This window comes from Roseovarius nitratireducens (assembly GCF_002925845.1).
In the GTDB taxonomy this organism is placed as follows: Bacteria; Pseudomonadota; Alphaproteobacteria; order Rhodobacterales; family Rhodobacteraceae; genus Roseovarius; species Roseovarius nitratireducens.
Window position 1 is genome coordinate 110,058 of the sequence record NZ_PDNI01000036.1, and the last position, 15,818, is coordinate 125,875.

At 65.9% G+C, this 15,818-nt stretch carries 14 protein-coding genes; 7 read left to right on the forward strand and 7 right to left on the reverse strand.

Features of this window, described 5'->3' with window-relative positions:
* Nucleotide 1: 1 nt before the first annotated feature.
* On the reverse strand, nt 2-625 hold the full coding sequence (gene lptC / locus CRJ03_RS07300; RefSeq protein WP_104018237.1) for an LPS export ABC transporter periplasmic protein LptC: 624 nt from the start codon (nt 623-625) through the stop codon (nt 2-4).
* A gap of 4 nt (nt 626-629) precedes the next feature.
* Nucleotides 630-1,241, reverse strand: a complete 612-nt coding sequence (locus CRJ03_RS07305) for a ribonuclease D (RefSeq protein ID WP_104018238.1) — start codon at nt 1,239-1,241, stop codon at nt 630-632.
* A 194-nt stretch (nt 1,242-1,435) separates the two neighbouring features.
* Between CRJ03_RS07305 and CRJ03_RS07310 the strand changes: the two genes are divergently transcribed.
* The 7 genes from CRJ03_RS07310 to mdoH all read left to right on the forward strand — a co-directional run bounded on the left by CRJ03_RS07310 (nt 1,436) and on the right by mdoH (nt 11,001).
* Entirely contained in the window at nt 1,436-3,055 is a 1,620-nt protein-coding gene (locus CRJ03_RS07310) for a thiamine pyrophosphate-binding protein (protein WP_104018239.1), read from the forward strand.
* A gap of 10 nt (nt 3,056-3,065) precedes the next feature.
* Nucleotides 3,066-4,241, forward strand: a complete 1,176-nt coding sequence (locus CRJ03_RS07315; RefSeq protein WP_104018240.1) for a CaiB/BaiF CoA transferase family protein — start codon at nt 3,066-3,068, stop codon at nt 4,239-4,241.
* A 78-nt stretch (nt 4,242-4,319) separates the two neighbouring features.
* The gene (locus tag CRJ03_RS07320) at nt 4,320-4,790 is read left to right on the forward strand and encodes a DUF302 domain-containing protein (RefSeq protein WP_104018241.1); all 471 of its coding nucleotides are present in this window, start codon (nt 4,320-4,322) and stop codon (nt 4,788-4,790) included.
* 202 nt (nt 4,791-4,992) lie between these two features.
* Nucleotides 4,993-6,369, forward strand: a complete 1,377-nt coding sequence (locus CRJ03_RS07325; protein WP_104018242.1) for a tetratricopeptide repeat protein — start codon at nt 4,993-4,995, stop codon at nt 6,367-6,369.
* 59 nt (nt 6,370-6,428) lie between these two features.
* The gene (locus CRJ03_RS07330) at nt 6,429-7,640 is read left to right on the forward strand and encodes an OpgC family protein (RefSeq protein WP_240611596.1); all 1,212 of its coding nucleotides are present in this window, start codon (nt 6,429-6,431) and stop codon (nt 7,638-7,640) included.
* Entirely contained in the window at nt 7,637-9,145 is a 1,509-nt protein-coding gene (locus CRJ03_RS07335) for an OpgD/OpgG family glucan biosynthesis protein (RefSeq protein ID WP_104018333.1), read from the forward strand. The genes CRJ03_RS07330 and CRJ03_RS07335 overlap by 4 nt, the downstream gene beginning before the upstream one ends.
* The gene (mdoH, locus tag CRJ03_RS07340; RefSeq protein WP_104018244.1) at nt 9,133-11,001 is read left to right on the forward strand and encodes a glucans biosynthesis glucosyltransferase MdoH; all 1,869 of its coding nucleotides are present in this window, start codon (nt 9,133-9,135) and stop codon (nt 10,999-11,001) included. Before CRJ03_RS07335 ends, mdoH begins: the two co-directional genes overlap by 13 nt.
* Nucleotides 11,002-11,306: 305 nt before the next feature.
* Here the strand turns inward: mdoH and CRJ03_RS07345 are convergent, their stop codons facing one another.
* From CRJ03_RS07345 to CRJ03_RS07360, 5 genes are read right to left on the reverse strand one after another with little or no spacing between them, the layout of a single operon-like run.
* Nucleotides 11,307-12,269: a 2-hydroxyacid dehydrogenase gene (locus CRJ03_RS07345; protein ID WP_104018245.1), complete on the reverse strand. Its 963-nt coding sequence runs from the start codon at nt 12,267-12,269 to the stop codon at nt 11,307-11,309.
* 3 nt (nt 12,270-12,272) lie between these two features.
* Nucleotides 12,273-12,431 (reverse strand): hypothetical protein, encoded by a 159-nt coding sequence (locus tag CRJ03_RS19860; protein ID WP_165375277.1) that lies wholly within the window; start codon nt 12,429-12,431, stop codon nt 12,273-12,275.
* Between the two features lie 15 nt (nt 12,432-12,446).
* Nucleotides 12,447-13,790 (reverse strand): amidase, encoded by a 1,344-nt coding sequence (locus CRJ03_RS07350; protein WP_104018246.1) that lies wholly within the window; start codon nt 13,788-13,790, stop codon nt 12,447-12,449.
* On the reverse strand, nt 13,780-15,201 hold the full coding sequence (locus CRJ03_RS07355) for a TRAP transporter large permease (protein ID WP_104018247.1): 1,422 nt from the start codon (nt 15,199-15,201) through the stop codon (nt 13,780-13,782). The genes CRJ03_RS07350 and CRJ03_RS07355 overlap by 11 nt, the downstream gene beginning before the upstream one ends.
* Nucleotides 15,198-15,782, reverse strand: a complete 585-nt coding sequence (locus CRJ03_RS07360; protein WP_104018248.1) for a TRAP transporter small permease subunit — start codon at nt 15,780-15,782, stop codon at nt 15,198-15,200. The genes CRJ03_RS07355 and CRJ03_RS07360 overlap by 4 nt, the downstream gene beginning before the upstream one ends.
* Nucleotides 15,783-15,818: the final 36 nt, after the last annotated feature.

The window sequence follows — 15,818 nt, forward strand, 5'->3', positions numbered from 1 at the left end:
GTCACTGGTCCTGTTCCTTCTCGATATTCGGGCGGTATACCAGCTTGACGCCCCCGCTGAAAACCAATTCGGCATCGCCGCTTCCGGGGGCCTCGCGCAGGATCATGTGCCCGGCGTCCAGGTCACCCAGCGGCCCGGTCGCGGTAACCGGCCCGGGGCTCTTGGCGTAGAGCGCGTCGAGGCGGGTGTCGAGCCGGTCCGTGTCGATCTCGTAGCCGGCCGTGCTGGTGATATGGACCGCGCCTTCGAGCATTGCTGTCATCTTCGTCTGGTCGAGCCGGGCGTTGGCCGCGCTCAGGTTCAGCACGGTCCCGCCAATCAGGCCAATCTCGCCGGTGATGCGTTCGGCTATGAGACGCCGCGTATCGTCGGGGTCGGGCCAGGCGACATCGGCGCGCATCTTGATCTCGTCTCCCCGCCCGGAAATCCCGGCAAAGCTGGGGCGCGTCACTCCGAGGTTCTGCGCGCGCTGTTCGAGGTCGATGGGGGCAGTCGGCACGGGGCCGGACGGATCAACGGTGTTGGAAATGAGAAACAGGGTGGACAACAGCCCGAGCGCCACGAGCGGCAGGAGAATTTTCATTCCCGCCACGATGCGCGAATAGGTGTTGTCAGCGCGGGCCATCGGGTCAGTGGGCGAAAATGTCGGCCTCGGGCCATCCGGCGAGGTCGAGCCGCGCGCGCACGGGCAGGAAATCGAAACAGGCCTGGGCCAGATCGGTGCGCCCCTCGCGGGCGAGCATCGCGTCGAGCGTCTCGCGCAGCCGGTGCAGGTAGAGCACATCCGACGCCGCATAGGCGTGCTGTGCCTCGCTGAGCGTCTCTGCCCCCCAGTCCGAGCTTTGCTGTTGCTTGGAGATATCCACGTTCAGCAATTCCTGAAGCAGGTATTTCAGCCCGTGCCGGTCGGTATAGGTGCGCACCAGCTTGGACGCGATCTTGGTGCAATAGACCGGGGCGGCGAGCGCGCCAAAGGCGTGATACATCACCGCGATGTCGAACCGCCCGAAATGGAAGAGTTTGAGCACGTCAGGATCGGTCAGCAGCCGCTCGAGATTGGGCGCGCGTGTCTGCCCCTTGGCCACCTGCACCAGATGCGCGTCGCCGTCGCCGCCCGAGAGCTGCACGAGGCAAAGCCTGTCGCGGTGCGGGTTGAGGCCCATCGTCTCGCAATCTATCGCGACAACGGGGCCGAGATCGAGCCCGTCGGGCAGATCGGCCTGGTAGATGTGGTTCGTCATGAAATGCCCTTTCGCCCGCGCGGGGTCACGCCGTGAAAACAGGAGGTTCGGGTCTGATTAGGCGCTTTCGCCGCATCCCTCAACCCGGATATGGGGCGCGTCCGGCCGCGCCGCCACCGCTTTCGTCGCAATCCGGCTTGCGGTCGCGGGGCGGCTCGGCCACAAATCGTGCGGATATCGAGAAGGAGCCCCCGATGACCGACGCCAGCACACGCGCCGCCGACCACCTCGCCCGGCGTCTTTACGAGGCCGGCTGCCGCCATGCCTTCGGGATGCCCGGCGGCGAGGTGCTGACCGTGATGGACGCGCTGGCACGCGCGGGTATCGAGGTGACGCTGGCCCGGCACGAGAACGCCGCCGCCTTCATGGCCGAGGGGACGTGGCACCGCACCGGCGCGCCCGGCATCCTGATCGCGACGCTGGGGCCGGGGGTGCTCAACGGGGTCAACGCCATCGCCAACGCGCATCAGGACCGGGTGCCGCTGATCGTGATTTCCGGCTGTGTCGATGCCGACGAGGCGCTGACCTATTCCCATCAGATACTCGATCACGAGGCGGTGCTTGCCCCGATCACCAAGGCCACGTTCCGACTGACCGCGCAAGGCGCCGACATCATCGCCGACAAGGCGGTGGGCATCGCCACCGAAGGCCGCCCCGGCCCGGTGCATATCGACGTGCCGATTTCCGTGGCCGACGAGCGAGTGAGCCTGCCGCGCCTGCGCCGCCGCCCCGACGCCGCGCCGATGGTGCCCGACGCCGCCACGCTGGCACGCGCGCGCGGCTGGCTTGCCGCGGCGGAGCGACCGGTGATGGTCGTGGGACTCGATGCCGTCAACGAGGGCGCGGCCAGAACCGTGCGCGAGGTGGCCGAGCGCCTGTCGATCCCGGTCATCACCACATATAAGGCCAAGGGCATCATCCCCGAGACGCATCCGCTCAGCTTGGGCGGCGCGGGGTTGTCGCCGCTGGCCGATGGTATCCTCGTGCCCTTCGTTCAGCAGGCCGACCTGATCCTTTGCGTGGGTTACGACCCGATCGAGATGCGCCCCGGCTGGCGCGAGATATGGGACCCGGCGGCGGTCAACGTGATCGACATCACCGCCGAACCCAATCACCAGTACATGCACCAGGCGACGATGAATGTCGTGGGGGCCTGTGCGCCGTCGCTTGCCGCGATGGCCGAGAGCGTGACACCGCGCGCCACATGGCCCGGCGGCGAGGTGGTCGCGGCGCGCGAGGCGCTGGCGCAGGCGTTCCCGGTGGCGGACAGATGGGGCGCGGCGGCGGTGATCGACGAAGCGCGCCGCGTGCTGCCAGAAGACACCATCGCGACCGTGGACAGCGGCGCGCACCGCATCCTGCTGTCGCAGATGTGGGTGACGCATCACCCCCGCTCCGTGCTGCAATCCACCGCGCTGTGCACGATGGGTTGTGCCGTGCCGCTGGCGATGGGCGCCAAGCTCGCCACGCCCGAGGCGACGGTGGTGAGCTTTTCCGGCGATGCCGGGTTTCTCATGGTGGCCGGAGAGCTGTCGACCGTGGCGGAACTGGGCCTGCCGGTGATCTTCGTCGTGTTCGTCGATGCGAGCCTCGCGCTGATCGAAAAGAAGCAGCGCGAGCGGCAGATGACCAATCTCGCCGTGGATTTCGGCCATCACGATTTCGCAGCTATCGGCCGCGCGTTCGGCGGCAATGGTGTGCGGGTGACCAGCCGGGCCGAGCTGCACGCTGCGCTGATCGAAGCGCAGGGCGCCGACCGCTTCACCGTCATCGCCGCCGAGATCGACCGTGGCTCTTATGACAACCGTTTCTGAGGAGGTGCCCATGCCCGGCCCGCTGGATGGTCTCGTCATTCTCGACCTGAGCCGGATTCTGGCCGGTCCCACCTGCACGCAGCTCTTGGGCGACCTCGGCGCCGAAATCATCAAGATCGAGAGCCTCGCCGGTGACGATACGCGGCAATGGGGGCCGCCTTTCGCGCTGGACGCGGAGGGCAATCCCACCGACCTGTCGGCCTATTTCATGTCCGTCAACCGCAACAAGAAATCGGTGGCGGTGGACCTGACCGATCCAGAGGTCCAGAAAAGCCTGCGCGATCTGGCAGGCCGTGCCGACGTGGTGATCGAGAATTTCAAGCCCGGGGGCCTGCGCAAATACGGCCTCGATCACGAGACGCTCTGCGCCGCGTATCCGGGTCTTGTCTACTGCTCCATTTCCGGCTTCGGCCAGACCGGGCCGAACCGCGACAAGCCCGGCTATGACCTGATGGCGCAAGGGTTTGGCGGCATCATGTCGATCACTGGCGAGGCGGGGCGCGAGCCGATGAAGGTGGGCGTGGGCGTGGCCGATGTGGTCTGCGGCCTCTATGCTGCCACTGGCATTCTGGCGGCGCTGCGTCACCGCGACGCCACCGGAGAGGGGCAGCATATCGACCTGGCATTGGTGGACAGCACCATGTCCTGGCTGGTCAACCAGGGGCTCAATTACCTGACCTCCGGCACTGCGCCTGTCCGCGCGGGCAACGCGCACCCCAATATCGTGCCCTACCAGGTGTTTGCCGCCTCCGACGGGTACGTGATCGTCGCCGTGGGCAATGACAGCCAGTATGCGCGGTTCTGCGATTACCTTGGCCAGCCCGATTGGGCCAGTGATCCGCGCTTTGCCACCAATAGCGAGCGGCTCGCGCATCGCGACACGCTGGTGCCGATGATCGCCGCGGTGCTAGAGCGCCGCACCACACGCGACGTCATCGACGGGCTGGAGGCGCGCAAGGTGCCGGTGGGCCCGGTCAACACCATCGACCAGGCGCTCGAATCCGACCAGGCGCAGGCGCGGGAGATGACGATCACCCTGCCCGCGCCGCAGACCGCGACGGGCGAGGTGCGGCTGCTGGGCAATCCGCTCAGATTCTCGCGCACACCGGTCAGCTATCGCAGCGCGCCACCCGCGACAGGGGCCGATACCGAGGCGGTTCTGTCACGGCTCCGGGACGATCTGTAACCTTGGCTCGCGGCCACGTGATTTGCCGCGACTCGAGGCAAGGCGTAGCCCTCCGGGTATCAAACCGGAGGGCTATTCATGCATAGAATTCTGAAATTTCTCACCATTTTCCTGCTCCTTGCCGCGCCCGCGCAGGCGCTCGGGCCGCGCGACGGCTGGATCGTCCACGACACGGACAAATCCTATACCGATCTGGTACAAGCGGTGCGCGACGCGGTCAGCGAGGCCCCCATCGCCATCGTCACGCAGGCCAGCGCCTCGGACGGGGCGCGGATGCAGGGCCACACCATCCCCGGCAACCGCGTCTTCGGGCTTTACCGAAACGATTACGCCCGCCGGATGCTTGATGCGAGCGTCGCGGCGGGCATCGAGGCGCCGATCCGGCTCTACGTTACCGAGGAGGCAGACGGCACCGCGACGCTCAGTTACAAGACGCCGAGCCATGTCTTTGCGCCCTATGCCGAGGAGGGGGGCGCGGCGCTGCGTGCACTGGCGGACGAGCTTGACGCGGTGTTCGAGGATGTGGCGCGGGCGGCTGTGGCCGAGTGAGGCCCGATTTTGTGCCGTTTCCTCGCCGCAAGCGGGTTCTCGCGCGTCGCCATGCGCCTGAGGGTTGAGCAGCGCTGCACAACACGTCACATTCCGAACCCGGAAAATAACGTATTGGTGAGGACCCTCGCGACCGTGTTGCCGGTATCACATTTAGCGGGCTAGCTGAAACCGATAAGTATCGCCGAAAGGAAACCGGGCCATGCGTAACGATCAATTCGGGTATGACATCTCGCTCTCGTCCCCCGAGGCCGTTCAGGCCTGGGACAGGATGGTGCTGGCATTCCTTGCCCACGCCGCCGCGACGCCCGAGCATCTGGGCAAGGTTCTGGAGGCCGAGGCCGGCTTTGCCATGGCGCACGCGGTCAAGGGGCTGTTCTGCCTCATGCTGGGGCGGCGCGAAATGGATGAAACCGCCCGCGCCGCACACGAGACCGCGGTGCTTTGTGCCCGGCAGGGCGCGCCGCTGCCGCGCGAGACGGGCTATGTGCGCGCGCTGGGTGCCTGGCTTGGCGGGCGACCCTCGGACTCGGTGCGCGAGATGGAGGCGATCCTGACGCGCTGGCCAGAGGATGCGCTGGCGATGAAGATCAGCCATGCGATCCGCTTCATCCTCGGCGACCGGCACGGTATGCGCGCTTCGATCGAGGCGCTCCTGCCCGCCTACGACGTGCAGAACCCGGCCCGCGGCTACCTGTTCGGCTGTCACGCCTTTTCGCTGGAGGAAACCGGCGAGTATGGCCGCGCCGAAACGGCGGGGCGCATGGGGCTGAGCGTGTCGCCCGACGACGCCTGGGGCCTGCACGCGGTGGCGCATGTCTTTGACATGACCTGCAACGCGCGCGCCGGGCTCGACTGGCTGGAGGGGCGCGAACACGCCTGGGCGCATTGCAACAATTTCCGTTACCATGTCTGGTGGCACAAGGCGCTGATGCATCTCGACCAGAACGAGATAGAGGCGGTGTTTCACCTCTACGACACCGAGGTACGCAAGGACCGCACAGACGATTTCCGCGACATCTCGAACGGCACGGCGATGCTGATGCGGCTCGAGCTGGAGGGGCACGACGTGGGTGACCGCTGGGAAGAGATGGCCGATATCTGCGAGGCGCGCACCGAGGACGCCTGTCTCATCTTTGCCGATCTGCACTACCTGCTGGCGCTCATTGGCGGCGGCCGCGAGAGCGCGATCCGGCGGATGATGACTCGGCTTCATGCCGATGCCAAGCGTGGCGGCGAGAGCGAGATGATGAGGCGCATGGCCAATCCCGGCCTGTCGGCGGCGTCCGGGCTTGAGGCTTTCGGCGAGGGTGATTACAAGACAGCCTTCCTCAACCTGAAACAGGCGCGCCATTCCATGCAGCTTGTCGGCGGCAGCCACGCGCAACGCGACATCTTTGAACGGCTGAGCATCGATGCCGGGATTCGCGCCGGATTCCTTGACGACGCCGAAACGATGCTGGGCGAGCGCAGTGCGCGGCGCGCCGGCAGGCACGACCGCTATGCCAGCACCCGGCTCGATCTCATCGCCGAGACGCGCGGCGAGTGGGGCGAGGCCGGGCGCCTGCCGGCCGAGTGAGCGCGCGACACGATCAGCAAGGACACGACACCGCCATGACGAGTGTTGCCGATCCAGCCATGCCACGGGCGCCGGCCCGCGAGGCGGCCACCGTCGCGCCCGCGACGGGCACGCGCGATATTCGGCTGGATTTCTTTCGCGGGCTGGCGATGTTCATCATCCTCGCCGCCCATACGCCGCGCAATTTCGTTACGAGCTGGATCCCGGCACGCTGGGGATTCTCCGATGCCACCGAGATCTTCGTGTTCTGCTCGGGCATGGCCTCGGCCATCGCCTTTGGCCGCACCTTCGACCGGGCGGGCTGGCGGCTTGGGTCGGCGCGGGTAGGTTACCGCGTCTGGCAGGTTTACTGGGCGCATCTCGGGCTGTTTTTTGCCGTTGCCACGCTGATGGCGGCGATCGACCATTTCGGCGATTTCGACAAGGTCTATATCGGCTCGCTCAACCTGTGGAAGTTCTTTGCCGACCCGGGGCCGCAACTGGTGGGGCTGTTCACGCTCACCTATGTGCCCAACTATTTCGACATCCTGCCGATGTACATGGTCATCCTGGTGATGATGCCGCTGATGATGGCGCTGAGCCGGGTGAGCGTCTGGGCGGTTTTCGCCGTGATGGCGGTGATCTGGCTCTTTGCACAGCGGTCGGTGCTCGACGCGCTGGGCATGATCGACCTGCATCTCGGCTTTCCGGCAGAGCCGTGGTCGGATCGCAAGTGGTTCTTCAACCCGTTCGGCTGGCAACTGGTGTTCTTTACCGGGTTTGCCCTGATGCGCGGCTGGATACCGAAACCGCCGGTGAACAAGGCGCTGATCGCGCTCGCGCTGGTGATCGTGCTCGCCAACGTGCCGCTGTCGCATATCGGGATGCGCGAGTTCGGCTTTGACTGGGCGCGCGATTGGCGCATCGCCAATAGCGGCCTGCTCAACAAGTCCGATTTCGGCATCCTGCGCTACGTGCATTTCCTGTCCCTCGCCTATCTGTGCTGGGCGGCGGCGGGTGATGGCGGTGCGCGGCTCAGGACCGTGGGCCGGGGAATCGCGGCACAAACCTGGGGCGGCCTGCTCGCGATGATCCTGAAGGTGGGGCAGCAGTCGCTCGCCGTGTTCGTCTTCTCGATGTTCCTTGCGCGGCTGTCGGGTTTCGTGATGGACCAGATCGGGCGCAACACCTGGAACATGACACTGGCGAATATCATCGGTTTCGCCGCGCTCGTCGTGGTGGCCTACGCGGTGTCTTGGTTCAAGGCGCAACCGTGGAGGGCGGCGCGATGATCCGGCGCGAGGTCTTGCAGGGACTTGGCGCGCTGGCCGTTTGGCCCGGACTGGCGCGGGCGGACGAGGGCGCGCCCTTTTCCGAGGCAATGCTGCACGACCTGGCGCGCGAAGTGGCATCGCGCCCCTATGCCAAGCGCCCGCTGGTGCCGCAGGCATGGCGCGATCTGACCTATGATCAGTATCGCGCGATCCGTTACGACACATCGCGTGCCTTTTGGGCCGGGACCGACACGACGCTCGAATTCGATCTCTTCCCGCCGGGGCTCTACTTCCCGCACTCGGTCGAGGTGAACATGGTCGAGGACGGCGTCGCGCGTCGCGTGCCCTTCGACATGTCGCTTTTCGAAAAGCACGAGATCGTGCCGGACGATCTACCCGTCGATGACCGGCTGGGCTATTCTGGCGTCCGGCTCCGGGCCGAGATCGCGAGACCGGGCTTTTTCCAGGAATATGCCGTGTTTCAGGGGGCCAGTTATTTCCGGGTGATCCCCCGCGACATGGTCTATGGGCTGTCGGCGCGCGGGCTGACCGTGAACACAGCCGCGCCAGAGGGCGAGGAATTTCCGGATTTCACCCGGTTCTGGGTCGAGAAGCCCGCCCCCGGCGCGCGGCTCCATCGCATTCACGCACTGATGGAAAGTCGCTCCGTCACCGGGATGTATCATTTCACGCTCGATCCCTACGGCCCCTCGGCGGATGTCGATGTGCGCTGCACGCTCTGGCCGCGGACCGATCTCGAAAATGCCGGGATCGCGCCGCTGACCTCGATGTTCTATTTCGACGCCAAGAACCGAGACCGGTTCAACGATTTCCGTTCGGCTGTGCATGACAGCAACGGGCTCACGATCCATAACGGCAATGGCGAGATGCTGTGGCGGCCGTTGGGCAATCCCCGCACGCTCCAGGTATCGAGCTTCGTTGATGACGGTCCGCGGGGCTTTGGCCTTGCACAGCGCGCGCGGCGCCATTCAGATTTCCACGATCTGGAGGCACAGTATCACCTCCGTCCCAGTGTCTGGATCACGCCCGGAGAGGACTGGGGTCGCGGCGCCGTGACGCTGGTGGAGATACCGACCGACAAGGAGATCTTCGACAACATCGTGGCCTATTGGCGCCCGCGTGTGCCGCTGGCGGCAGGCAGCGAACACGCTTTCAGCTATCGCATGTCCTGGACCGGCGAAATTCCCGGGCAAAAGCCCGTGGCCCCGGTGCTGGAGACGCGGATCGGGCGCGGGTTTCCACACGATCTGCGGCAGGTGGTAACCGTGGATTTCGCCCCGCACCCGGCGGTGCCGGACGATCTGGACGCGTTGGTGATCTACGTGAATTCCAACCGGCTCGAGACCTCTGACGGCCTGGTTCAGCGCAACCCCGAAACCGGCGGGCCGCGGCTCGCGTTTTCCTTCGATCCCGGCGAGGTGGACGTGGCGGAATTGCGCGCGCAGCTTTTCCACGAGGGACGCGCGGTGACAGAGGTATGGCTCTACAAATGGACGGCGTAACCCCCTTTCCGGGCGGTGACGTGATGCCGCCCCCCGCGCCGCTGATGCACCCGGTGCAGGATTTGCGGCGCGCGCACCGCGATCCCCGCGTGCCCGCATGGCCGCCGGCGCGCGGTGTCTGGTGGCGGCGTGCGGCGGCCTTCGTTCCTGCGGTCACGACCACGGGCGGGCTCGCCTGGGCGTTTGCCGACTGGCTGTCGGATGGCGGCATGTGGTGGCTGGAATGGGTGCTGTTGGCGCTGGTGACGGCCACGTTCTTCTGGGTTGCGCTGTCGGTGGCCACGGCGACGCTGGGGCTGGGCTGTCACCTGTTGCACAGGCGGGTCGGCGTGCGCGGGGCTGTCCCGCCGCTCGACGTGGCGCTTGTGGTGCCGGTCTACAACGAGGAAACTGCCGACGTGTTCGGCAATGCCTGCGCGATGATGATGGCGCTGCGCGACGCGGGCACGGCGCACCGGTTTGATCTCTACATCCTCAGCGACACGCAGGACGCCGCCATCGCGCTCGCCGAACGGCGCGCCCTAGCCACTTTGCGCCGGGCGCTGCCGCCCGGTCTGCGGGTCTGGTATCGCCGTCGGCTCGACAATTCCGGGCGCAAGGTGGGCAACCTGCGGCAATGGCTCGAAACATGGGGCGGGGCGCATGACGCGATGCTGGTGCTCGACGCCGACAGCCTGATGAGCGCCGAAGCGATCGTCGCGCTCGCCGACGAGATGGCCGCCGATCCGGGTGCGGGGCTCATTCAGACGGCGCCGCTGGTGATCGGCTCGGAGACGGTGTTCGGTCGGATGCAGCAATTCGCGGCGGCGGTCTACGGCTCGCTCCTGTCCGCCGGGCTCGCGGGTTGGACCGGGGCGGAGAGCAATTACTGGGGTCACAACGCGATCCTGCGCACGCGCGCCTTTGCCGATTGTGCCGGGCTGCCGCGAATGCCCACGCTGACACGGCGTCGGGGTGCGCTGATCCTGAGCCACGATTTCGTCGAGGCGGCGCTCCTGCGCCGTGCCGGCTGGGCGGTGCGGTTCCTGCCGGGGATCGGCGGCAGCTACGAAGAGCCGCCCGCGACCCTGATCGACTATTCGCTGCGCGACCGGCGCTGGTGCCACGGCAACCTTCAGCACTTGGCGTTGCTGGGCACCAGGGGACTTCATGTCGTGTCGCGGTTTCACCTGCTGCACGGTGCGATGAGCTACCTGCTCTCGCCCGCGTGGTTCATCCTGCTGGTGATCTGGGCGCTTCTGGGCAACGGGCCGGACAGCGTCATCAGCTATTTCTCGGCGGACAATCCCCTCTACCCGATCTGGCCAGAGATGAGCGGCGTGCAGTCGGGGATGATCCTGCTCTTCATGTACGCGATGCTGCTCGCGCCCAAGGCGATGGGGGCGCTCGCGGTCCTGCTGGGCGAGGTGCCGGTGGCGCGGTTCGGCGGCGCGGGGCGCTTCGCGGTGTCGCTGGTGGCCGAGATCGTGCTGTCGATCCTGTTTGCGCCGATCATGATGGTGCAACAGGTGGTGGCGGTGCTTCGCACGGTCGCGGGCATCCGCCCGATGTGGTCGCCGCAGGCGCGCAAGGGTGGCGATTACGGCGCGGCGACAGTGCTCAAGTTCCACGCGCTGGAAACGGTGAGCGGTCTGCTTCTGGCGTTGGGGATCGCGGCGGGGCTGGTGTCGCTCTGGCTTGTGCCCATTGCGGTGAGCCTCGGACTCGCCGTGCCGCTGTCGATGCTCTCGGGGCGGCGGCTGGCGCGGTTCATGGCCACGCCCGAGATGGTCGACCCGCCCGCCATCCTGCGGCTCGCGCGCGCGTCGCGCGCGATGTTCCGCGCGGCGGAGACCACGCCCATTGCGGCGGAATAGGGATTTTCCCACGTTTGCCGGAGCGGAAGGTAGAGGACGCGACAGCACTCTTGACCTTAAGCGGTCGTGTGGCATGCAGCGATGAGCCGCGCGATGGCCCGTCCGCGGGTGGGCGCAATATCGCCTGTTCTGAGCGGTTTATGGTGCAAGATACATCTTCAGTTTTAGCTGCTTGTATCGTCGCAAAGCGCCCGCCCGGGGGGCGGTCGGGCGCTCGCGCGGCGGCGTGCAAGCACGCCTTGATTCCGCGCGGAGGAATGTTTCGGGCGCCCGCTCCACGCCAAACGGCGCGACCCCCGCGCAACTCAGACCAGCCGATCCCCCGGCGTATCCCCGGCAAAGAACGCATCGAGGTTGTCGAGCGCGCGAAAGCCCATCGCGTCGCGCGTGGCGCGGGTGGCGCTGCCGATATGGGGCAGCATGAAGATGTTTTCATGCGCGGCAAAGGCTGGGTTGCCGCCCGGCTCCACCTTGAAGCAATCGAGACCGGCGGCGGCAATCTGACCCGACTCTATCCCTGCCAAAAGCGCGTCCTCGTCCACCAGCGCGCCGCGCGCGGTGTTCACCACGATGGCACCTTGGGGCAGCTTGGCGATGCGCTCGGCATTCAAGAGGTCAACCGTGTCGGGCGTCGCCGGGCAATGCAGCGACAGGAAATCCGCCACTTCCAGCAGGCTGTCGACATCCTCGTGAAAGACCGCGCCCTGCTCAACCTCGGGGGCGAGTCGCGAGCGGTTGTGGTAATGGATCTCCATGCCGAAACCGCGCGCCTTTTCGGCGAATGCCCGGCCCACACGGCCCATCCCCACGATGCCCAGCCGCGCGCCGGTCACCTGCTTGCCCACCATGAAGGAGGGCGACCAGCTGTCCCACTGCCCCTGCCGCACCAACCGGTCCCCGCGCACCGCGTGCCGCGCCGCGCCCAGCATCAGCAGCATGGCGATCTCGGCGGTGGCGTCCGACAGGACGTCGGGTGTGTTCGTCACCACGATGCCGGCGCCCTTCAGCGCGTCGAGGTCGCAATGATCGACGCCCACCGAATGATTGGCCACGATCTTCAGCCGGGGGTCGAGTTTTGCCACCACGTCCGCGGTGAAATGCTCGGAGTGGCAGGGAATCATCCCGTCCACCTTTGCACTCATCGCGACGATGTCCTCGGCCGTGCCCGGCGTGTCGGCCTCGTTCACGATCACCTCGTAGTCGCGCCGTGCGCGCTCCTGCGTCGCATCCGACAGGCGGCGTGGAATCCAGATCACCGGCTTGGACATGGCCTAGCTATTGTTCTTGCTGGAGGTCACGAAATCATAGGCCGCGAGCCCGGCGGCAAAGACCGTCACGATCCACAGGTCAGTCTCGCCGATCTCGCTGGCGAGTATATAGAGAAACGCGGCCAGCACCACGAAGGCGAAGAGCGCCAGAAACCTGTTCATGTCGTCATCCTTTCGTCATTCCCCGGCCTCTGTAAGCCAGTTATGAAACCAGTTCGCACTGCGCAAGAGCCGCCCGTCATTGCCGCGCGCGGCGATCATCTGCACCCCCATCGGCAGCCCGTTTTCAGCGGTGAAGGCGGGCACCGTCACGGCGGGCACGCCGGTCAGCGTCCAGACCCCGTTGAAGATCGCGTTGCCGGTGAAATCGAGCCCCTCCGGCGCCGGCCCGGTGGCGGCGGGGCAGAGGATCGCGTCGCACCGCTCGAAGATTTCGTCCAGCCCGGCATAAAGCACATCGGGCCAGTCCAGCGCGGCGATGTAATCGCGCGCGAGGATCGCGTTACCCTTGGTCAGCGCCTCCTGCGTGCGGGGGCCGAGGGCCTCCATCTCCTTGCTGTAGCGATAGTAATAGCGTGCCATTTCCGCGAAATTGATCCGCTCGCGGATCGCTGCCGCCTCGCCGAAGGCATTGGGCAGCGGGGCCTCGAACACCTGCTCTCCCAGCGCGTCGGCCAGTTCGGCAAAGGCGGCGTGTAGCTGCGGATCGGCTTCGTCCCAGCCCGGCGGCTTGACGAAGGCAAAGACCGGCTTCACCGGCGGTTTCGAGGTGGCGATGCCGTGCATGTCGGGCACCGGCGCGACCGCCGTCGCCGCATCACCCGTGTCGTGCCCCATCAGTACCTGCGACAGCAACGCCGCATCGGCCGGTGTGCGGGCAAACACGCCAACGGTGTCGAGCGTCGGCGACTGCATCAGCACGCCGGTGCGCGGGATCGCGCCAAAGCTTGGCTTGAACCCGGTGACGCCGCAATACGACGCGGGCCGGATCACCGATCCGCCGGTTTGGGTGCCCACGGCGAGCGGCACCATCCCGTCGGCCACCGCCGCGGCAGAGCCCGAGGACGAGCCGCCGGGCGAGTGCGCGGGATTGTGGGGATTACGGGTCTTTCCCGCCTGCATATAGGCCAGCTCGGTCGTGACCGTCTTGCCCATGATGATCGCGCCCGCCGCTTTGAGGCGTTCGACGATGGCGGCATCCTTGATCGGCACGCGGCCCGCATCGAGCGCACAGCCGTTCTCGGTGGGGATTTTTGCCGTGTCGATGATGTCCTTCAAGGCCACCGGCAGCCCGTGCAACGGCCCGATGGGCCGCCCCGCCTGCCGGTGCGCATCCAGCGCCCTGGCCTGGTGGCGGACGAAATCGGGATCGAACCACGCCCAGGCCTGCACCTCGGGTTCGCGCGCTTCGATGCGCGCGATGCAGGCCTCGGCCAGCTCCAGCGCGCGCACCGCCCCGCTTGCCAGACGCCCGCGCAGCGCGCAGGCGTCGAGGCTCAGAAGATCGACCTTATCCGCCATACATCAGCTCCGGCAGGTAGAAGACGATCTGCGGATAGATGTACATCAGCGCCATCGAGATGAAAACGCAGAGCAGGAACGGCATGACCCCCGCGAAAATCTGCGTCAGGCGGATCTCCGGTGGCGCGATTCCCTTGAGGTAATAGGCGGACATGGCCATTGGCGGTGTCAGAAAGCTGGTTTGCAGGTTGAGCGCCACGAGGATGCCGAAGAACAGCGGATCGACATCGAAGAACTGCAACAGTGGCAGGAAGATCGGCACGAAGATGATGATGATCTCGGACCATTCCAGAGGCCAGCCCAGCAGGAAGATGATGAGCTGTGCCAGCAACAGGAAGGCCAGCGGGCTGAGGTCAAGCCCCTGCACGAATTCGGAGATCACATGCTCGCCGCCCAGGTAGGAGAACACCGCCGAGAAGGTATAGGAGCCGACAAACAGCCAGCACACCATCGCCGTAGTGCGGACCGTGAGATAGACGCTCTCGCGCATCCGCTGCCACGTCATCGCCCGGTAGACAAAGGCGAGGAAGATGCCGCCCAGCGCGCCGATCGAGGCTGCCTCTGTCGGGGTCGCGAGGCCGAAAAGGATCGAACCGAGCACCGCCATGATGAGAAACGCCAGCGGGACGAAGGAGGTCACGATCATCAGGATGAGCTTGACCATCGGAATGTCGGGAATTTCTTCCTTGCTCGGCTTCGGGGCGGCCGAGGGCTGGATTATCGCGCGCCCGATCACGTAGACCAAGTAGAGCCCGACCAGAACCAGCCCCGGAAACAGCGCCGCCGCGTAAAGCCGCACGATCGACACGTTCGACGCCGCCGCATAGACGATCAGCATGATCGAGGGCGGAATGAGAATGCCCAGCGTGCCACCCGCGCAAATGATGCCAGAGGCAAAGGACGGGTCGTAGCGCGCCTTGAGCATCGCGGGCAGCGCCAGCAGGCCCATCAGCGTCACAACCGCGCCCACAATCCCCGTGGCGGTGGCAAAGAGCGCACAGGTGATGAGCGCAGCCACGCCCATCGAACCGGGCATGTTCTTGGCCGCGATGTTGAGCGTGGAAAACAGGCGGTCCACGATATTGGCGCGCTCGACGATATAGCCCATGAACAGAAAGAGCGGCACGGCGGTCAGAACCTCGTTCGACATCACCGTGAATGTCTGGTTCACGAACAGGTCGAATATTCGGTTGTTGAAGAACCCCTCGACCCAGAGGGACCACTGGTCCCAGGTGCTCGCCACCTCCTCTTCGAGGCGGTTGAACTCGCGCCACATGCGGCGCTCCTCGTAATAGGCGTAGTAGCCAAAGCCGATACCCATCGCCATGAGGGTGAAAGCGATGGGAAAGCCCAGAAACACGAAGACAATGAACAGCCCCAGCATCATCAGGGCGATTTGCGGATCGGTCATGGATGTGCGTCCTTTTCGGCCTCGGCGGCCTTTTGCATCAACAGGTCCTCGGTCTCGAAGACGTCTTCTTCGGCGGCCAGCCACTCATTGGTGCGCATCGCGAGGATGCAGCGGCAGACCTGCGCCATGCCCTGGATGAACAGCAGGATACCAGCGGCGACGATCACCGTCTTGAACTGGTAGATCGGCACGCCCGCGGGGCTGTTGACCGACACTTCGCCATAGGACCAGGACTGCGCCGCATATTTCCAGCCCGCAAAGATCAGGGCGGTGATGCCCGGAAAGAAGAACAGGATATAGAGCACCAGGTCGATCTTGGCCTGGTTGCGCGGCTGCCACAGGCGATAGAGGAAATCGCCCCGCACATGCCCGCCGCGCGACAGCGTATAGGCCCCGCCCATCATGAACAGCGTGCCGTACATGATGAAGGACACGTCGAGCGCCCAGGCTGTTGGGTTGTTGAAGACATAGCGCACCACCACCTCGTAGCCGGTACCGACCGACATCAGGACAATGAGCCAGGCGAATGCCTTGCCGAACCAGGCCGACAGATTGTCGGCGAAGCGTATGAAGCCGATCACGCGAACCCCCCGTTATGCTGGAAAAGCGGCCCCGGT